We start from the raw sequence: 19,419 nt of genomic DNA, 5'->3' as shown, positions 1-19,419 counted from the left end.
GTTGTCTGGATATTTTAAAACAGCGAAGCTTTTCGGGCTAACGGACTTCCGAATATTCAGATTGTGAATAACGCACGAATGAAGCAGGTCAAAGCACAAATACCTCAGCCCTTAGCCACTCCGGTTCTGGCTCCTGGTTCTTGACTCCGGCCTTCCCCGCTTACCTTCGTCCATTGCGACGCATACCCCGCTGTGGAAGTTGGATATTTTGATCGTCAGAAATCAGGGATTGAAAAATACGAGCCAATTGCTCATTCTGCTCCGGCGAGCAGATGGCTTTCAACTCCAGAAAAAAGGAATAGGTAATTGTTTTCAACAGCTTATGTTGCTCACCAATTAAAGCCGAAAGCTGTTCCAGCCGCAGGGTGTCTGATTCCGTTCGAACCATTTCAGCAACCAATTCGGCACGCAGGCGCTCCATCTCCCCCGTAACCGCTCTTGCTTCCCGGTTGAAATTCCGGTTGGCCTCGCGAAACAACACCAACTGGTCTGGTGTTAAGTCAAGCTGCTCCTTAAAAAAGCGCGTTCGTTGTTCGCCCGGCACCTCCACCGATTCCATTTTTGCCGGTAGCCGCGCTTCCTTCTGTGAATAATAGCGGAATGAGATGATTGTAGAAATATTGGTAACCAGCAGAATGATCACCAACCACATCCATATTTTTGCTTTTGTAAACATCACTCAAAAGTTAGTAAAAATTGTTCAATCGGCTCTTCCTGCAATCCATCAAAAGACACCAACTCCGAAGTAAAGCGCACATCGGCTGCTGGTTCTGCCGAGAATTGCTTACCCACAAGCGTTCCGAGGCTAACCGCCAGCACAAGCAGCACCCCAAACAAAGCCGGCTGCCATACCCGGCGAGCAACTGAAGTCACCGGTTTTTCCATCCGTGCTTTTAGCCGGGTGTAAAAATAAGGATCATTCTCCTTGTATTTATCAAGCTTCAGCAACATCCAATCCTGCCGCAGCTCTTCCAACAGCTGCCGGCATTCAACACACCCACTCAGGTGTTCGGCAACCTTTTGCTTTTCCGGGGCCGACAACGTGTCTTCCAGGAAAAACAGTAACTTCTCTTTTGTGGCTCGATGTTTCATTTCAACCTCCTTACTTCTGGTTTATTTGACACCAAACAAGTTAAAAACTTGCTGTCCTAAATGCCTTTTTTATAACACGCATACAACTTCTTTTGCAAATTGAGCTTCGCCCGGTGAATCAACGACTCGACAGACGAAAGCGACAACTGCATAATTTCAGCAATCTCCTGATACGACAAGTCGTCCAGCTTACTCAGGCTAAACGCAATTTTTTGCCGCTCCGGCAGTTCTTCAATGGCCCGGTAAATCCGCTCTTTCCGTTCCTGGTTCACCATATGTTGCTCCGGATGCTCTTCCACAGCGGCAGTTGCTCCCTCCAGCACCTTTTCGGCACCAAACAAGGCATCACCCAGCGACTGGAAAAAATTGCGCCGTTTATGATCCCGCTGAAAATTGAGTGATTTATTGACGGCGATGCGGTAAATCCAGGTGGACAACTTAGACTCGCCCCTGAATTTGGAAGCCGATCGAAAAACTTCCATAAACACTTCCTGGGCAAGATCCTCCGCATCGTACCGATCACGCACAAAGCTCAGGCATGTGTTGCGAACAAGCAACTGGTAATTGTCAACCAGCTGTTTAAAAGCTTGTTCTTCTCCGTTTTGTATGGCTCGAATTAACGCTCGTTCATCCATGGGGCAAAGTCCATTACCTACCAGACACAAGTTAGCAAAAAAACTTGCGGTGCATTCATAAACTTTTTTTAGTTCGCGGTTGAGAGTTGAGAGTTTTCAGTTGTCAGTTATCCGTTATCAGTTCCGTGAGTTCATACGTTCGTGTCTTCGGTTATCCGCTTTGAGCGTCTTCCTGAACTTGTTTCAGGATCTGTTACTGGTCAGAAGTTGTCGGTTTCGATTAAACGCTGACAGGACCTTCCGACGTTGTCAGGTTATGGGCTACCGTTCACCGATGCGTTCTTTTCTCCTCCTTGTCAGGCGGGGAAATCGGCCTGAGCCAGACAATAGAGTTTCGTCCAACGCGAAAAGAGGTGTTTTTTAGTTCCTGCGTTCGTGACTTCTTGAGTTCGTGTTTTCCTCTCTTAGCGCTTTCTCTGCGTTCTTTGCGGTTAGGATGATTGTTGTCAGCATTAAGAAAACTTGTCCTTTTGGTTTGATCCAAAAGAACGAAAAGATCAAGGCGAACGATGCTTTTGAACGAAAACTACGGGTCAGTCACTCCCCGAAAACCAACTCCTCCCGTTGGTCGTCAAACAGGGTTTTCTTAGCAGGGCACGCGCGGATTCCTTCCCTTGTTTTCTGGTTCAAAACCCTCGTAGGCCAATCCTTTCCCCTTGTACCGATAATTGGAATTTGGATTCGTACATTCGCAATTAACTGCTCGATACTCCTTTCTCCTCCTGGTCAGGAGGAGTACTTTCGCCCAACGCGAAAGGGAGGTGGTGGTTCTGTTGGTCAACGCACTACCCCAGCCACGTTTTTCACCTGCCGGTGAAGTTGAAGAAACAGATTTTACTAATTGCGGCCCTTTGTGGGTTCGATAATCTCCTCTTTCCAAAGCTTACACTTAGGTCTTCGCCCCATGCTCTTTGTTCTTGACTCTCTTCCAGAGCTTGTTCATCAAAAACACCAATTGTATAGACCAAGAACAAACTGAATTAACTCATGCATATGTTTTGTAAAGTTTTGTAACTTGATCGGCCAAAGCTAAAAAGATCTAACAGACACCTATGAGAATAGAACTTCTACTAATACTCGTTATACTATCGCTTTCCTGCAAAAGGGAGCAACAAGCCAGCTATGAACCCTTCTTCGAACAAGCATTTTCCATCATTAAGAATGAATCGATAAAGAAGAATGAAACAGACTGGGAAAAGGTAAAAGAAACGATAAAAGATTCAATAACTCATTTTAACTCAAATGACGCCGTATATGATGCGATTGGTTATCTGTTAACACTTATTGATGATGGACACAGCTCTTTTGCTGATCCGTACACCCCCAACAAATTAACAATCGACACTTTTTCAGTTCCAACAATAGAATCGAGAATTATTAACGAAGATATTGCCTACATCAAACTTCCCGGCTTTACGGCCAATGATAGTCTATCGAGGCAATATGCTTTAAGTATAAGAAAGTCATTGCTGGAACTTGACAACACAGCCCCTCTTTCGGGCTGGATCATTGATTTAACGAAAGACCGGGGAGGCAAAATGTCAAATGAAAGCTTAGCTCTCGCGCCTCTCTTTGAAAATTCCTTAATCGGAATTTCATGCAATAACCAAAACGCCTTTCGGAATATTCGATGTGAGGATGGCTATTTCTATTTTGGCGAATTTAAGATGGACAGTCTTATTTATGAGTCACAACTCAAAAATAAAGGGAAAAAGATTGCCGTACTGGTTAGTGAGAAAACGTCAAGTGCAGGCGAATTTCTTGCACTTGCCTTTGATTTTCAGGAGAAGTCCAGAATTTTCGGGAGCGAAACCAAAGGACTAACGTCACACTGCCGGTTATTTGGGTTTAAAAGTAATGCCAAGCTGCTTTTGGCCGTTGAAAAATATTGCGATAAAAACAAAGCGATCATTCAAAAAGGGATAATTCCAGATGTTGAATGCCCCGAAGAAGAAAGTTTGCCCCAAGCAATTGCATGGATTAAAAGTACGCCCTAAAAGCATAGCTGGGTTCACGGGTAGGTGCAGGCTGCTCTTTTCTCCTCCTTTGTTTCCAAGGAGGTGTGGCACCGGTTTACCAGTGACGAGGTGGTTTTGTTGCCAATTCAGAATTAGTCAGGTTCCTTCTTGGTGCAGGTTTTGACCACCCCGTCCCCGACAAGTCGGGAACACCCCTCCTTGTCAGGCGGGGAAATCGGCCTGAGCCGGACAATAGAGTTTCGTCCAACGCGAAAAGAGGTGTTTTTTAGTTCCTGCGTTCGTGACTTCTTGAGTTCGTGTTTTCCTCTCTTAGCGCTTTCTCTGCGTTCTTTGCGGTTAGGATGATTGTTGTCAGCATTAAGAAAACTTGTCCTTTTGGTTTGATCCAAAAGAACGAAAAGATCAAGGCTGACGATGCTTTTGAACGAAAACTACGGGTCAGTCACTCCCCGAAAACCAACTCCTCCCGTTGGTCGTCAAACAGGGTTTTCTTAGCAGGGCACGCGCGGATTCCTTCCCTTGTTTCCGGCTTCAAAACCCTCGTAGGCCAATCCTTTTCACCTGGTGGTGAAGTTGGGGAGTTAGGTTTTGCTAGCTTCGGCCTTTGTACGTTCATGTGTTTGTCGATTTGTTATGTTTGCCTTGAATCCCAGCTGCTTTTTTATCCTCTTAGCCAGACAATCGACTTTGCGCCCAACGCGATCTCCAGTTTCCTTTTTCCGCTTTCCTCGCTGCTCTCTGCATTCAGCCAAAAACAAAAGCACCCTCCCCCAAGGAAAGATGCTTCTGTTAAGCTTTTAAAAACAAAGCCGATGATTGACAATCGGGTTAATCGACTTCGGAGGACAACGACGCTTCTCTTTGGCTCTCACTTCTCCCCTCGCGGGCAGCCAGGGTCAGTTCCAGGGTTTTAATTTTCTGGTTAAGCTCCCTGACGAAATTCTCCATTTCAGGCGTTTGCATGTTTAGGCTGATCATAGCATTTACCCGCTCGACCATCAACTCATACAACGGATCAATTTCAAGGCGAACCACCTTGGCGTTGCCGCTGTTTTTATTGGCCAGCTCGGTGTCGCGTTCATTTTGTTTCGCTTTAAAAGCCACATTCAGTTCGTTTAAGCGCGACACCCAAGTGTCGAGCCCACAAGTAGTCACAAAACCGGCATTTTCCGGCTTGGCCAAATCGCCCAGCAAATTGGTCAAACCTGCTGTTTCTTCGTTATATGAAATTCGGCGAAGGTCGCCATACAAATCAAACAGTCGCCTCAGGCGCTTGGCTGCTTCCTCTTCTTCGGCAATCGTGCACTGCAAGGTCGCATTGATGCGCATATCCATCGCACGCCACATATTGTCGCGATCCATATCCAGGTTTTGCAGTTCTTCGGTTAATACACTGCCCTGATCTACACGCAACTCCTCGTCAAGTTTGGTCAGAGAATTGTCAAACTTCGTAAATTCGGCTTCCGAATGGATGGCAGCCGGGTTAAGCGCCAGGAGCAAATTTTTAACATCGCTCATAAACTGAAAGTATTCCCCGTTGCGGAGTTGATACAGTAGAAGTTTTAAAATTTTAATCATGTTGTTTTAGTTAAAGATTAAATGAATATGTTCTAAAAGGCTATTTGTTTACGGACTCGAAAAGCACTGAATGGTTTCGAGTTTGGATCAAGTATTGAATAAAATTAGTGGAAATGATTACTTAAGTCAATGACTAAAACTATGCTTCACAGCATTTTGACCCTTGACTAAGTTTCAAGACTAGCTCATTTTTTATAAAGTTTGGATGCTGCACGCCTGCAGGAGCCAAGCCAAGAAGTTTGCTGGCTTGCCGCAGCTGTGCGAGAGGTGAGCCAATTTATTTTTTTGCTTGCCGCAGCCGTGCGGGAAGCAAGCCAAGAAGTTTGCGAGCATGTTGCAGCGCTGCAGCAAGCTAGCCGGAACATTTTTTTGCTTGCTGCAGTACTGCGGCAAGCGAGCCAACAGATTTCCTGGCTTGCCGCACGACTGCAGGAACCCAAATATCAGGCAGTTACAGCGACCTGCAATTCTATTACGTGCTGAAAGTCACTGATTCCGGGCAAGAGCTAGCTGGCAGGCCTCCAACACCATTTTATCCTTCATTCTTTTTTCATCAAAAAAACTGAGTAGCAATGTCAATTATTATTGCTAATTTAACAGCATATTATCATGATGGATAAGATGATCTTGATATGGTCAACAGTTACCAACTACGCTTATACCCTGCATGACTTGGTATAAAGTCACCTTTAAGATAGACAAAGTGGAAATAAAATCCGTAAAACTTTTTTATCAAAATAAGCTGCCATTGATGAGTGCAAAAACTAAATAAGATGTTAAACGAGACCCAACAACATTTTTTTAAGAAATTAATTGATGACACATTCGGATATTACAGAGTATATGATTACTTGAAATTGCGAATTCGTCAGGCAACAAAGCTGACAATTACTTTTACAACTTCAGAATCATTTTGGAGCTCTATCTTGCAAAATGAATTTAAATGTTCAAGAAACAATCAACCGAAGCTTCAAAATAATCAAATAGTCAAGCTAAAAGATTTCTTTTTAACAGAATGGACTCCTAAACTACCAGGTAGAGTCTGGACAAGAGATGGAGAGATGAATTTAATAGAAGGAATTCAAGACGTTGTTGGAGAAACTAATATCCATGACAAAATTTATAATGTCCTTGGCCCATCTGGAAAAGGTAAAATGATGACAGGAGGTTTTGGGTCAGTGAGAATAAAACCAAGAACAAATAGTGATTATTGCATGTTGCTTAACGCCGTTTCTGTAAATGACTGGCACTGTGATTATGGAATTCCACTAATTGTTTCAAAACCTGTTTATGATGAGTATCTACGGTATTCTCACAACGAAGGTGCACCAGAAATTGAAGAATTGACAGGAATATTGTGTTTAAATAGTGGAATTAATCAACTTGGGATCATTTTCCCAGCAATTGGCGCAAAACTTGACGATGAGCTTCAAGATTTACTATCTGACTTTCCTAATTTGCCCAAGTGTTTTATCTATGTTTCCTCTCCAATTGACATTAAACTTAGATATAATATGAGTCACCCTGACGCAATAGCATGGACAATGTTTAAAACAAATATTGACAGAGAGCCATTAAGATTAACATATGCAAGGTTTAACCCTATAAATGAAGACTCTTCAAAAGAAGCAATCAAGTTTATCAACAACTATGTACTTGGATTTGATGGAATTGAAATACTAACTGACTTTGATGGCCAAAAACGCAGACTTATTTCGAAATCATCCTTGAGTAATACAAGAAATTTTAAATTTCAGCACAGTAGAGTTTTAAGGACAATTGGCTCATGGATTAGAAGAGAAAGTCATATACATAAATTAGGAAGAAACAACGGTTGCTAATACACTCCCCCTCGTCTTAGCGAAGCGGTGCCGAGGGGTAAACTGTTTGTCGTTTGTAACGACAATACACAGACCAACTGCATTGAAAAACAACAATGAATATCTTTTAATCAATTTACAGTGCGGCGCGGAACTATGCGGGTGAAAAAGGATTCGTAAATGTGCAAACAACATTGTAGATGGAGTTACAAACTCAAAAACAGCTCGCCCTAGTGACCGCTTCGCTCAAACAAAGAGCAGAGCGGGCATTGAATAATGTCATCGTTGTAAAGTAGCGTCTAAAGCCCACGCAATGCAATCGCGCGGCAGCGCGGGGTTAACGGCTATATAAACAAACCCGCAACAACTAGCTAACAACCAACACAAAATTACTAAATCAACTCAAAATGGACTTGACTAATAAAATATTATCCAAGACTTCAAATGAATTAATTAGTGCTCTAGAACAAGTCAAAAATGAAGGAGTTAAAAATCAATTTTCATTCGATGTTGATTTAAGTACAATCCAAGATTTCAATTTCATAGACATAAGAGAATCTCATGAATACAAAGCTCTATTTAAGAGATTAATGAGTATGAATGGACCGGTTTTATATTGGTTCGAAATAGACAGCAATATTGAAAACTCAACCATTAGAGCAGCGATAAAAAACTACTCAAATTCAGATAATTCAAAAGCAATACCTGCATTGAAAAAACGTTTTGACGAGAATTCAAGATGTTTATACGTAGGTAAAGTTAAAAAATCATTCTGGGGGCGACTTATCCAACATCTTGGATTTTATAAAGTAAATGCGACACAAGGACTACAATTGTTCTATTGGGCAAAAGATTTAAATTTAAGATTAAAGATTCATACTTACGAATTTGAGCAAGAGATGGAAGATTTAGTCTCAATCTTTGAGATTAAATTGGCAAAGGAACTAAGATCGTTAATTGGAAAACATTAAAATAAATTACAGCCGTTAATCCAACAGCCTCTCCCCGCTTGCAAATTCGAGCAGGGAGAGATTTTCTCTGTTCCGCCCATTTGGCGTAGCTTTCAAAAGTTATCAACAGGTGTTAATTAAACCAATACGACAGTTTGACCACCAGTGCACGGTTGCGGGAGGTCCAGTCGCCGGTAAAGTAGTTGTCGGTATACACCACAAAAAAGTCGGACACCGGCGCATACCGCCATTGAAACCGCATATTCACATTCATGTTTTCAATCTGCTCGTTGTATTGCACAAAGCTGGAGAGAAAGACTTTATCCGAAAAGGTGACATCCAGCTTGGGGCCAACCAGCCACATACGGGTGGTTTCAAACGGGTCGGGCAAACGAATGTTGCTGTAGCTTAAGTTCATGGCAAAGTTCACATAGGGCTGAATGCGGTAGCCCACCATGCCTTCCAGCAAATCAATATCGCCATTAAAAAACTCCCCTTTGGTATAGGAACCCGACCACTTGAAGTTCTTCCGGTTGTCGGATTCGTATTCGAGCCAGCCCCCGCGGTAGCGGTATTCAGAACCTGCGGGCAAAAAAACATCATTTTGGTGGGTAGGGTCAAAATCCTGCTGAAGATGAACAAAGTAATCCAGGAAGCCGAACTTGGCTTTGGCCCGGCTCTCAAACTCAAACTGGTAACCCAGGGTTTGCTGGTGATCGATCTTATCAAAATCGGTGTCGTAAAAGTTTTCACTTTCCACAAAAATACCATGCGCCACAATCTTCTTGTTTGGCACCCAGGTATAGTTGAAGGAAGGCCCCAGGAAGTTATAGCCCGTGCGCCGCACAAAGCCCACTTCGGCCCTGTAGTCGGCCCCTACACTGGTTTGAGACAGCCCAAAGCCAATGTTCCGGGTTTTGTATTCCAGCGATGCGCCTTGCGCGTATTGCCCCCGGCTGTGCTCTTCCTCATCAAAGGATTGATGATAAAAGAACTTGCCATTCCAGGTATTGTCGCTCGAGGCCAAATTGTAGTCGAGCCCGGCCACCCGGTTATAGTCCTGCACACCGCCCGGCTCGTTGATGTTTTCTTTATTCACCAAAATCACCCCCACACTTGAGCGGGCAAACAATTTGCGCTGCACCGAGGCCACCGCAAAATTCCGGGCGGGCAAAAAGGCCGTCTTTTCGGTTTGCATATCCATCAGCCCCAGCCGCCAGTTGTTATTCAGCTTGCCACTGAGCCGGGCGCCAAACAATACCGGAGCATCCAGCCCAATGCGACGCGAGAAAAACGGCGTAACCACATCGTAACCATAGCCGGCAAACAGGTCGGAATTTTCGAGGAAGAATTGCCGCTTTTCAGGAAAGAACAATTCAAAGCGGTCCAGATTGGTCACCTGCTCGTCCACCTCGGCCTGCGCAAAATCAGGGTTATAGGTCAGGTCCAGGTTCATGGAAGTGGTTACGCCAATCTTGGCATCAAAACCAAAATCCTTGCGATAGTCGGCCTTGGTGCCCGCCTCATAATCTTTGGCCACCGAACCATACACATAAGGAATCAGCGAGAACATGGTTTTCGATTTGGGCAGGGGCTCTTCCCATTCCAACACGCCGGTATAGGCCAGCGAGGCCGTTGGGAACTGCCGGGGCACCGGAGCCCACGACGATTTTTCGTTGCGCTTCAAATCGAGCCGGCTAAAATTGACATACCAGCGATCGGCTCCCGATTTAAACCGGATGGAGCGAAATGGAATGCGCATTTCAGTTACCCAGCGGTCGTCGTAATGCACGGTTTTGGATTCCCACTTACAATCCCAGTTCAGGTTAACCGCACTTCCATCGTACATGATCCCATCCCATTTGGCTCCGGAAGCCGATGCTCCAAACGAAAAGCCATTGGTTTGATCCAGAAAAGTGTCGAAGAAAACCAGGAAGTTATCGTTGTTTCCAAAAACAAAATCGCGCCGGAAAGACTCCATGATTCGTTTGCCCGGAATGGAATCGTAGAACGTAAAGCCCAGGTAAAAGGCTTTGTCATCGTAGGTCATCACCACTTCGGTTTGTGCGTCGGCCAAGCCCGTATCCACCGGAAGTACCCGGGTAAAGTTATTGGCTTTGTCGGCCTTGTGCCAATCGGGCTCATCGATTTTCCCATCAATTTGAATGGGGCTTTGGGCTTTCCGGACTTGAAGGATGTAATCTTTGTTAAAGGTTGATTGAATGCTGTCGGGCTTCGATTTTTCGACACCCCAAACAGTACCGGCAAGGGCTTGCCAAAAGACAAACAGCAGCAGGATCTTTTTCATTACGTTAGGTTTACAGGTTCGTTTAGCATCGTAAATGTACAAAAAACAAACAAGTCCGAATCGAATTATAAATGGTATAATTTGATTCGGACTTGAACACCAAACGATCAGAAATCGCTAAAGCATATCTTCAGGCGGATGCATCAAAATGCGGTCGCCTTCCTGCAGGCCTTCCAGCACCACCGTCATGCCTTTGTTTTCGGCTCCCAGCACAACGGGTTGCTTGGTCACTTTTCCGCCATGTTTCACAAAAACAACCTTTTGCAGGCTGTCGCTAAAAACAGCTTCCAACGGAATAATGGGCTGATCGGTGTAATGATCAACAATAATGTGATTGGAACAGGTCATTCCGGGTTTTAAGTCCTCATCTGTTTCATTCAAACGAATGACCACTTTAAACACCTTCATATCAAAGCCCTGATGATCTTCACCAATCGAAGCAATAAAAACGACTTCGCCGGTATACGATTTATCCGGTAAGGCATCGAGGGTAATATTTACGCTATCACCTTTGCTGATTTTGGCAATGTCAATTTCTTTGACATAGGTTTCGGAAATCACCGTAGACATATCCGGCAAGGTAGCCAGCAAGGGACGCCACATACTGATCTCATCGTCCTTTGAGAACTTCCGTCCATTCCAGGAAGTCCCAAACATGACAATCCCGTCCTCCGGCGTAGTTATCCGGGTTGCAGCAATGGCTTTCTGATAGCGATCAATCAAGTCATTCAGGCGCTCCAGGCGTTTTTCATGCCGCTGAACATGCATCTTTCGCCGGTTTTGCTCCAGCTGGTAATCCCGGCGTTTCTTTTCAACCGCAATTTCGGCCTTTTGATAGGCCATCTGCGTTTTTCGCTGGTAGGCCTCCGATTCGTACTTGGATTGTTCCAAATCAATTTTATTGTATTCCAGATCCAGCAAGGCATTGGTAATTCCTTCGCGAAGTTGGGTCAGCCGGACGGTACTGTCGATGCGCGCATTTTTCAAATCGGCATCCACCTTTTCTTTTTCCTGCATCCGGTCCCGCATCCGGCTCGATATTTCGGTTTGATCCAGCTGCGCAATATAATCGCCCTTCTTCACGATCTTGCCTTCCTCAACCAAATCCACAATCTTCACCTGGTAAATTCGCAATTCACGATCGCGCATCGCCATGGGCATGTTGATTTCAGTGGCTTTTTCACCCTTCACTTCGCCCACACATTCAATGATGGCATCCAGGCTTCCGTTTCTAACGTGATAGCTTTTGCCACCCGACATCACCGTTTCTTCCAAAATAAAGAACAGCGCGATCAGCAACACCACCAAGACAGGAATCCCTCTTATCAATAATTTCTTATGCTTCTTCATGTCTCTTAGTTTTCAAGAATGTTTTCATATTCCTCCGATAATGGCTGCCCCTCAGCGAAGTCAAAAAGGGTCAGTCGGCGAATGGTGTAATAATAGCGCCAGTAAGCATTTAGTGCCAATACGTAATCCTTCCGGGCCCGTTCCTGGTCGTTGCGCGCCTGGTTCAGGTTGATCACATCCAGTTTCCCGATCAGGAAGCGCTGAAAAGCCACTTCAAATCCTTGCCGGGCAACGGTATCAGCCAAAGCAGCGTTTCGAACCTGCGCAGCTTGAAGGTTAAATTCCATTACGGTTTGGGCAATCTCCTGCTCAAAGTCAATACGAGCCTGACGAACAGTAGCTTTCACCACCTCGCGGCTGTATTCTGCCATTTGGTAGCGCCCTTTACGCCGTCCCCAATCAACAATCGGGATGTTCACGCCCAGACGAACACGCTGGCTTTCCCCTGGATTGTCATACACATTCTTAAACTCATCCGAAGACTGGTCGAGACCATACTGGGCAAAAATACTGGTATTCAAGCCTGTTTCCGACTTGGCCTCGGCTACCCGTTGGTCCTCCTGTAGCAGGCGTTGTTTTTGATCCAGAATTTCGGGGTTATTTTGCAAAGCTTGTTCAATGGCCGATCCCGCCTGAACTTCCAGCTGAGGGAGCTCACTCGGAACCAGGCAGGAAATTTTGGTTTCCTTACCCAACCCCAGGAAAGAGTTCAGGTCTGCCTGTGCGCGCAACAATTCCAGCTTTGCCGTATTCAGTCCCTGCTCGGCTTGTAGTTGTCGCAACTGCAGGTTCAGCAATTCATCCTGTGTCACGGTTCCTACCTGAAAGCGCCCTTGTCCAATTTTGTATAAGGTATCCGCACTGGCTTTGTTATTCTCTGCAATCGACAGGTTGATTTCTGCCGAAACCAGGCTAAAGAAGCGTTGTGTGGCTTTGATGGCCAGCGCCTCGCGCGATTCGATGAATACTTTCTTGGCTTTTTCGTATTTCAGCGGCTCAATCTTAGCCTGCCACTTCAGGCGGTTGTAGCCATTCAAATCCTGCTGATAACCAATACTAATGGGGGTCGATTGATAGGAGTCCTTCTGCCCGTCACCCAGGTTTTTCACAATCCCCAGGTCGGAGCGCAAAAACAGGCGACCTCCGGTTAAGCCCACATTCTGGTTCAGCGAAAGGCCAAAATCCGAGTTCAAATACTCGCGTTGAACGTATTCTTCCTCATTGGTTTGAAAGTTATATTCCCGCGAACGGTTGCGGTTAAAATCCAACGGGGTTGCATTCAGCGTTAAGCTGGGAAGACGGTCGGCTTTGTAGTACCGGTATTCCCAGTAGCTTGCCCGGAACATGTTTTCGTTCCGAAAGGCATCGAGTGATTGCTGCGAGGCCAGTTCAATAACAGCGTTCAGCGATAATTTCAGGTGTTGCTCCTGCGCCAAAGAGCTCAGAGAGATGGATAAAAACAGGAGTAAGGTATAAATGTATTTTGATTTCATAATATATTGGTCGTTTCAGGTTAATAACGGAGTGATTCTACCGGGTCTTTTTCAGCGGCCTGTTTGGCCGGAAGGTAACCAAAAATGATTCCAACCGCAGCCGAAACTCCAAAGGCAATAAAAATGCTGAAAAAGGAGACGATGGTTTTAATATCAAACACGGCAGTAATAATTTGAGATAAGGCCACGCCAAGAATAATTCCGATGATTCCTCCAAAAACACTAATCAAGGTTGATTCAGACAAGAACTGCACAATGATGTCTTTTTGTGAAGCGCCAATGGCTTGACGCGTTCCGATTTCCCGGATTCGCTCCATCACCGACGCCAGCATGATATTCATAATCCCGATTCCTCCAACAATCAGCGAAATGCCTGCAATGGCACCCAATACCACGTTGAAAATGTTTTTGGTTCGCTGTTGTTGCTTCAGCAATAACTCTGGAATGGTCACCTCAAAATCATACATTTCAGAATGACGACGGAACAACATACGCTTCACCACATTAGCTGTAGCGTTGAGCTGTTCTGTTTCCTTCACCTGAATGATAATTTTACTGAGCTGGTTCAGGTTCTTATCTTCGCCTGCTGATGTTCCGGCGGCATTGCGCTGGCGCGAATTGGCACGTTCCACTTCATCGGCCCGAACCAGCGAGCGGTTTTTAAAGCGAAGTAAGACGGTTTGCACCGGAACAAAAATTTTGTTGTCCGAACTACTGATTCCCATTTCGTCGGATGCTGAAGCCGTAAAATCGCGTTTTTCAACAACGCCAATGACTTTCAGCCAAACCTGCCCGCACTTGATACTTTTACCAATCGGGTCTTCCTGGTTAAAAAAGACATTCCGGATGTTATCGCCAATAAGGCACACCGGCTGCCCCAGTTCGCTTTGTGTTTGGTTAAACACATCGCCACTTTGCAAGCCGATGCTGAAGACATCGAAATAACTGGCATCAACCCCTTCCAGCACCACGGGGTTACTCTTTCCATTCAGAATGGCCGAGTAGTTAAACGAAATCACCGGACTGACTTTATCGACTGCCGGAATCACTTCGGCGATGGCCTGCGCATCCAGCAGGCTCAAGCCTTTACTGAACTTTGACCGGGCAGCAGCACCATCCTCTTCGCCTCCCGATCCACTGCCATCGATACTTACGGAGGTAGGAGTCACCACAATGTTGTTGACTCCAACCATTTTAATTTGCTCTAAAATTTCCTGCTCAGCACCATTTCCGATGGCCATCATACTAATTACAGCGGCCACACCAAAAATAATCCCCAAAGCAGTTAACATTGATTTTAAGCGGTTATCGAAGATTGCCTGGATCCCGATAAGCACATCATGAAAATATCGTTCTATCCACATAGCGCTGTCTAGTTAGAGGTTGAACCTGATGAAACACCACCGGCACGTGCGGAAGGATTGCCGGGTTGCGGGTTCTTCTCCCCTGCTTTTTTGTCAAAATCATCCTTGGCCGATTTCTCCGCGGCCTCGCGCTCTTCCTTTTCCTTCAACAGGCGGGCATAAATCTCCAAGCCTTCGTACTCCAGTTCATCAATACCCTCAGGCGCGGCCAGGTAAACCACATCGCCTTCCTCAACGCCATCCTGAACCAACACGTAGTTTTCATTGGCATCGCCCAGCGATACGATTTGCTTTTGCACATCACCCCGGTGCAGTTTGTAAACATACTGAAGGCTGTCGTTAGTAAAAACGCTTTCCAATGGAATCGCCAAGGTGTCTTGCAGGGTAACCGCCTTAATCACATTACTGGTCGTCATGGCCGGACGTAAATCCGCATCTTCATCAAAAATTTTAATTTTCACCTCGAATACTTTAGCATCACTGTTAGGCATGTTTTGCCCCACGTTGGCCATTGAGATCACTTCGCCGGAAAGTTCCTTGTCCGGAAAAGCATCAACACCCACTTTTACAGGCAAGCCCACTTTCACTTTGGAAATATCAATTTCATTGATGTAGGTTCTGGAGATGAGGTTGGTCATATCAGGAATGGTGGCAATAATCGGGTTCCACATGGTTACTCGCGAGCCCACCTTAATCACCTCGCCCCATGGATGTTTGTAGTAGGTAAGCAAACCTGACTTGGGGGCAAATATTTCCAATGAGTTATAGAGTACCTGCAGTTCTTTCAGGCGGTCTTCGGTTTGGCGGTAGTTGATAAAGCGCCGGGTTACGCGGTTTTCTTCCTGCTCGCGCTTCAACTTATAAGCGTTCTTTTCCTGCTCATATTTACGCAATGCCTTATCATAATCCATCGCTGCTTTTTTCTGAACGGAAGGCGACTCGTAAATGGATTCATCCATCACAATTTTACGCTCTTCCAGATCCAGTTGTGCATTAATAATCACATCACGCTGGTTGCTCAGATTCAGGTTCGAATCGATTTTCGCATCCTGAAGTTCTGTTAACTGGGTCTCCAGTTGATCCTGCGTATTTTTAATGTTTTCCTCAACGGCTTTATGATCCAGCGTACCAACATAATCGCCGGAATCAACATAGGTTCCTTCGTCAATTAAGTCGGTAATGGTTAATTCATAAATCCGCAGGTTCCGGTCTTTCATTTTCTCGGGAATGGTAATATTCTCCGAGTTTTCGGATTCCAGTTCACCGGATGAATAAATTTGAATTTCGAAAGGTCCTTTCGCAACTTCTACCGTAATATCGGAAACAACCTTGTCGCTGCCTTGAAATACCAAATAGGCAACAATTAATGCTAGCGGGATAAGGACAATGAGTAAGATTTTTTTGTTTTTCATGAGTCTAAATGTATTAGCAGTCTATCAGTAAGTTTTATGATGAGATTTTATTTAATTCACGAATTCAATTGTAGGTTAATGGCAAAAAATAGCCCTTTCTCCATTTTCATGAGAAAGGGATCAGTTACTGACTATAATCTCATTTAACAACAATTATGCCACTTGCCGTTAAAATCAGTTAATATTACCTAAGATTATAGTTGATTACATTCTTAGGTAATAAGACTTCAATTTGTCCGATAGGTTTAAATGGAAATGATATCCTTGATTTCACCAATGATTCGCTGGGCCAATTCCTGTGAAGCTTCCGGTTTCGTTGATTCCGCGTAAATACGAATGATTGGTTCGGTGTTTGACTTGCGCAAGTGCACCCATTCATTGGCAAAATCAATTTTAACACCGTCAATATCATTCACCTGCTCGTTTTTGTACTTTTCTTTCATCTGTACCAAAACAGCATCCACATCAATATCCGGAGTCAATTCTATTTTATTTTTCGAGATGAAATAATCCGGATAGGTCTTCCGAAGTTCCGTGCATGTTTTGCCTGACTTAGCCAGCAAACTCAAAAACAAGGCGATGCCAACAAGCGCGTCGCGCCCATAATGTGAAGCCGGATAAATCACGCCTCCGTTGCCTTCACCACCAATCACCGCACCGGTTTCCTTCATTTTCTTCACCACGTTCACTTCGCCCACAGCTGAGGCCGTATAGCTTCCACCATGTTTTTCGGTAATATCACGTAAGGCCCGGGTAGACGACAGGTTGGAAACCGTATTTCCCGGAGTTTCAGAAAGAATGTAGTCGGCCACGGCCACCAAGGTGTATTCTTCGTTAAACATCGAACCATCTTCGCTAATAACTGACAAGCGATCAACATCCGGATCGACCACAAAGCAAACATCAATTTCGTTTTCTTTAACCAGACTGCAGGTTTCAACCAAATTCTCGGGCAGTGGCTCCGGAACATGGGCAAAGTGTCCGGTTGCTTCTTCGTTGATTGGAACAATGGTCTTTACACCCAACGCTTTCAGCAAGGCTGGTATCGCAATTCCTCCCACGGAATTAACGGCATCAAAAGCGACTTTAAAATTGGCTTTTGCAATCGCATCGGTGTCCACCAATTCCAGCTTCAACACATGATCGATGTGTGCCTGCAGGTAATCTTTATGTTCAATCGTTCCAAGCTCATAGACTTCCGCGAAATTAAAATCCTCCGCTTCGGCAAAAGCCAGAATTTTAGCGCCTTCCTCAGCCGACAAAAACTCGCCATCGCCATTCAGAAGCTTCAGCGCATTCCATTGGGCAGGATTATGACTAGCCGTTAGAATAATACCACCGTCAGCTTGTTCTTTTACCACAGCCAACTCGGTTGTTGGTGTAGTTGCCAACCCAATGTTTACAACCTGGCATCCCATGCCGTTTAACGAAGCACAAACCAAAGCATCTACCATTTGACCTGAAATACGCGCATCGCGTCCGACCACCACCACTGGTTTATCTTTGCCGCTTGCTTCTTTTACCCAACGGGCATACGAAGCACCAAACTTAACAACATCCAGGGGGCTTAATCCATCGCCTGGTTTTCCTCCAATAGTTCCTCTAATTCCTGAAATCGATTTTATAAGTGTCATTCCAATCTATTTTGAAAAATTTTGTATTGAGATAATATGTAGTTACATGTAATTCAAGTAGTCGCCAATCAAGTTTTGCAGATCCTCATTTTCTCCAGATGGTTGCAGGTTTTCGATCAAATGCTGGTCATCAAAGGCTTGCAACTTTAATATGGTATGATTAATAATTGACTGGGGAAAGATGGAGTCCGCTTCAAAATGGTGCCGGAACTTCTCCAACATCAAAGCCGATTCATAGCACGAGCCAGGCAAGCGTTCAAACTGCTTTTCTCCCTCTGCCGACTTTCCTTTTGTCAGAAATAAGTTCTCAGAACAGTAATAAGCATCCGCCTTCTTAACAGACTCATGATCGGACAAGCCGTTGATAAAACCGACAATTAAAGCGGCTGAAAACAAATACGGATTGGTCGATCCATCGGCTCCGCGATACTCAATGGTTTGCCGAAACGAATAGTCTACCTTGGCCTGTTCCTGCTGGTTTACCATAGCCCCCAAAGGCAGCTTGTTGTTCCAGCCCAGCGGCACCCGAATCAAAGTTGACCGGTTTTGCTTTCCCCAACAAACGTATGCCGGAACTTCCCGCCCGGGCATGGAGCGTAAATACGATATGGGAATGGTGTTTGCAAAAGCCGTTAATGCCGGTGCCAGTTCCAACACACCAGCCATCATGCGCAAGCTCGTAGCGGTTAACTCGCCATTTTCAATCAGGCAGTTCTGCCCTTTCTGCTCGGCCAAGAAGTGGATGTGCATGCCACTTCCCGGTTGGTTTAGCTGAATTTTGGGAATAAACGTTACACTAACCTTGTATTTTAAACCCAGCATGCGCAGAATCCACTTGGCAATCACCAACTGATCCGAAGCTTCCTCGGGATCAACGGGGGCAAATTCAATCTCATGCTGTTCATAGTGTATTCCATCATGGGTAAACCGGCCATTTTCGGCATGTCCGAAACGCACCTTACCGCCGCACTGCGCAATGAGTTTGATGGCTTCCACCCGAAGTTTTTCATGCATGGTAAAAGGTTCGGCACAATGATAGCCGTTACTCGATGATTCCACCACCTCTTCGGCCTCGCTGATCACGTAATACTCCAACTCCCCCATCATTTTAAGGGTCAGTCCAGTTTCGCGGTAGAATTGTTTTTGCGCTTTGCGAAGAATATTTTCCGGAGAGCTTTCCTGCGGCTGTCCATGCTTATCGTAAAACGAACACAGAATATCTACCGAAGGAATGCTGGCAAAGGGATTTAAAAAGGCTGTTTTATATCGAGGGACCAAAAACAAATCACTGGCATTTGCCTCGAGGTATGAAAAGATACTACTTCCATCAACCCGCTCGCCTGAAGATAAGATCATATCCAGTTCGTCATGCCCGGTAACCATAAAGTTGATGGTTTTTAACTTACCGTCTTCAGCAACATAGCGAAAATTAACAATTTCAATTTCCCGTTCTTCAATGTACCGAATCAAGTCATCCTTGGTAAATTCCGAAGCTGGCTTTTGAAGATATTGTACCAACAAGTTGGGGTTGTTTTGAATTGATGACATAGCATGCAAAAATTAAGTCATAAAAGTAGTCATGCCAATTGGAAATAAAAAGCAGAAGATCAATTTGAATGACCAATTGCAGCCTGCGGGACACGAGTTGCAGGAATCAAGCATCAAATGACGCCGTGTATTCCCAATCGCAGCAGGCACAGCTAAGGACGAAGAAGCAAAGATAATATTCCTGTTATCGGAAGTCCCCGAAAAGGAAGTATTCAAAAAACAATCAGTTCCGGATCGCTGAAACCAAGTTCCAGGG

14 protein-coding genes are annotated in these 19,419 nt (G+C 45.0%); 3 read left to right on the top strand and 11 right to left on the bottom strand.

The window, feature by feature from the left end:
• Window positions 1-160: 160 nt before the first annotated feature.
• From ACRD6K_RS11105 to ACRD6K_RS11095, 3 genes are read right to left on the bottom strand one after another with little or no spacing between them, the layout of a single operon-like run.
• Window positions 161-676, bottom strand: a complete 516-nt coding sequence (locus ACRD6K_RS11105; RefSeq protein ID WP_430973312.1) for a periplasmic heavy metal sensor — start codon at window positions 674-676, stop codon at window positions 161-163.
• Window positions 676-1,092 carry an anti-sigma factor family protein gene (locus tag ACRD6K_RS11100; protein ID WP_430973311.1) on the bottom strand — a complete coding sequence of 139 codons (417 nt, stop codon included), beginning with the start codon at window positions 1,090-1,092 and terminating at the stop codon, window positions 676-678. Before ACRD6K_RS11100 ends, ACRD6K_RS11105 begins: the two co-directional genes overlap by 1 nt.
• A 56-nt stretch (window positions 1,093-1,148) precedes the next feature.
• A complete protein-coding gene (locus ACRD6K_RS11095) occupies window positions 1,149-1,727 on the bottom strand; it encodes an RNA polymerase sigma factor (protein ID WP_430973310.1) in 579 nt (192 codons plus the stop codon).
• A 1,052-nt stretch (window positions 1,728-2,779) separates the two neighbouring features.
• On the opposite strand from ACRD6K_RS11095, the gene ACRD6K_RS11090 reads away from it, so the two are divergent.
• Window positions 2,780-3,724, top strand: a complete 945-nt coding sequence (locus ACRD6K_RS11090; RefSeq protein ID WP_430973309.1) for a S41 family peptidase — start codon at window positions 2,780-2,782, stop codon at window positions 3,722-3,724.
• 810 nt (window positions 3,725-4,534) lie between these two features.
• Here ACRD6K_RS11090 and ACRD6K_RS11085 read toward each other — a convergent pair.
• Window positions 4,535-5,284 carry a DUF6261 family protein gene (locus ACRD6K_RS11085; RefSeq protein ID WP_430973308.1) on the bottom strand — a complete coding sequence of 250 codons (750 nt, stop codon included), beginning with the start codon at window positions 5,282-5,284 and terminating at the stop codon, window positions 4,535-4,537.
• A 773-nt stretch (window positions 5,285-6,057) separates the two neighbouring features.
• Between ACRD6K_RS11085 and ACRD6K_RS11080 the strand changes: the two genes are divergently transcribed.
• Both ACRD6K_RS11080 and ACRD6K_RS11075 read left to right on the top strand, forming a co-directional pair.
• Entirely contained in the window at window positions 6,058-7,125 is a 1,068-nt protein-coding gene (locus ACRD6K_RS11080) for a hypothetical protein (protein WP_430973307.1), read from the top strand.
• A 386-nt stretch (window positions 7,126-7,511) separates the two neighbouring features.
• A complete protein-coding gene (locus tag ACRD6K_RS11075; protein WP_430973306.1) occupies window positions 7,512-8,075 on the top strand; it encodes a hypothetical protein in 564 nt (187 codons plus the stop codon).
• Between the two features lie 112 nt (window positions 8,076-8,187).
• Here ACRD6K_RS11075 and ACRD6K_RS11070 read toward each other — a convergent pair whose 3' ends face one another.
• From ACRD6K_RS11070 to ACRD6K_RS11040, 7 genes are all read right to left on the bottom strand, one after another.
• Complete coding sequence (locus tag ACRD6K_RS11070; protein ID WP_430973305.1) at window positions 8,188-10,362, bottom strand: DUF5916 domain-containing protein; 2,175 nt, start codon at window positions 10,360-10,362, stop codon at window positions 8,188-8,190.
• Window positions 10,363-10,479: 117 nt separating this feature from the next.
• A complete protein-coding gene (locus tag ACRD6K_RS11065) occupies window positions 10,480-11,712 on the bottom strand; it encodes an efflux RND transporter periplasmic adaptor subunit (RefSeq protein WP_430973304.1) in 1,233 nt (410 codons plus the stop codon).
• Between the two features lie 5 nt (window positions 11,713-11,717).
• Window positions 11,718-13,205, bottom strand: coding sequence for a TolC family protein (locus ACRD6K_RS11060; RefSeq protein WP_430973303.1), 1,488 nt, complete (start codon window positions 13,203-13,205; stop codon window positions 11,718-11,720).
• A 20-nt stretch (window positions 13,206-13,225) separates the two neighbouring features.
• Entirely contained in the window at window positions 13,226-14,569 is a 1,344-nt protein-coding gene (locus tag ACRD6K_RS11055; protein WP_430973302.1) for an ABC transporter permease, read from the bottom strand.
• An 8-nt stretch (window positions 14,570-14,577) separates the two neighbouring features.
• A complete protein-coding gene (locus tag ACRD6K_RS11050) occupies window positions 14,578-15,981 on the bottom strand; it encodes an efflux RND transporter periplasmic adaptor subunit (RefSeq protein ID WP_430973301.1) in 1,404 nt (467 codons plus the stop codon).
• A 245-nt stretch (window positions 15,982-16,226) separates the two neighbouring features.
• Window positions 16,227-17,615, bottom strand: a complete 1,389-nt coding sequence (glmM, locus tag ACRD6K_RS11045) for a phosphoglucosamine mutase (RefSeq protein WP_430973300.1) — start codon at window positions 17,613-17,615, stop codon at window positions 16,227-16,229.
• A gap of 42 nt (window positions 17,616-17,657) precedes the next feature.
• On the bottom strand, window positions 17,658-19,163 hold the full coding sequence (locus tag ACRD6K_RS11040; protein ID WP_430973299.1) for a glutamine synthetase beta-grasp domain-containing protein: 1,506 nt from the start codon (window positions 19,161-19,163) through the stop codon (window positions 17,658-17,660).
• Window positions 19,164-19,419 lie beyond the last annotated feature (256 nt).

The organism is Sunxiuqinia rutila, from assembly GCF_050589705.1.
GTDB classification, from domain to species: Bacteria; Bacteroidota; Bacteroidia; order Bacteroidales; family Prolixibacteraceae; genus Sunxiuqinia; species Sunxiuqinia rutila.
The sequence above is the reverse complement of the archived record's forward strand: the minus strand, read 5'-3'. Positions and strand labels throughout refer to the sequence as shown.

Bases quoted from the DNA above. Each gene is read 5' to 3' on its own strand.
- ACRD6K_RS11105 (WP_430973312.1), bottom strand. From the start codon at position 676: ATGTTTACAAAAGCAAAAATATGGATGTGGTTGGTGATCATTCTGCTG.
- ACRD6K_RS11100 (WP_430973311.1), bottom strand. From the start codon at position 1,092: ATGAAACATCGAGCCACAAAAGAGAAGTTACTGTTTTTCCTGGAAGAC.
- ACRD6K_RS11095 (WP_430973310.1), bottom strand. From the start codon at position 1,727: ATGGATGAACGAGCGTTAATTCGAGCCATACAAAACGGAGAAGAACAA.
- ACRD6K_RS11090 (WP_430973309.1), top strand. From the start codon at position 2,780: ATGAGAATAGAACTTCTACTAATACTCGTTATACTATCGCTTTCCTGC.
- ACRD6K_RS11085 (WP_430973308.1), bottom strand. From the start codon at position 5,284: ATGATTAAAATTTTAAAACTTCTACTGTATCAACTCCGCAACGGGGAA.
- ACRD6K_RS11080 (WP_430973307.1), top strand. From the start codon at position 6,058: ATGTTAAACGAGACCCAACAACATTTTTTTAAGAAATTAATTGATGAC.
- ACRD6K_RS11075 (WP_430973306.1), top strand. From the start codon at position 7,512: ATGGACTTGACTAATAAAATATTATCCAAGACTTCAAATGAATTAATT.
- ACRD6K_RS11070 (WP_430973305.1), bottom strand. From the start codon at position 10,362: ATGAAAAAGATCCTGCTGCTGTTTGTCTTTTGGCAAGCCCTTGCCGGT.
- ACRD6K_RS11065 (WP_430973304.1), bottom strand. From the start codon at position 11,712: ATGAAGAAGCATAAGAAATTATTGATAAGAGGGATTCCTGTCTTGGTG.
- ACRD6K_RS11060 (WP_430973303.1), bottom strand. From the start codon at position 13,205: ATGAAATCAAAATACATTTATACCTTACTCCTGTTTTTATCCATCTCT.
- ACRD6K_RS11055 (WP_430973302.1), bottom strand. From the start codon at position 14,569: ATGTGGATAGAACGATATTTTCATGATGTGCTTATCGGGATCCAGGCA.
- ACRD6K_RS11050 (WP_430973301.1), bottom strand. From the start codon at position 15,981: ATGAAAAACAAAAAAATCTTACTCATTGTCCTTATCCCGCTAGCATTA.
- glmM (WP_430973300.1), bottom strand. From the start codon at position 17,615: ATGACACTTATAAAATCGATTTCAGGAATTAGAGGAACTATTGGAGGA.
- ACRD6K_RS11040 (WP_430973299.1), bottom strand. From the start codon at position 19,163: ATGTCATCAATTCAAAACAACCCCAACTTGTTGGTACAATATCTTCAA.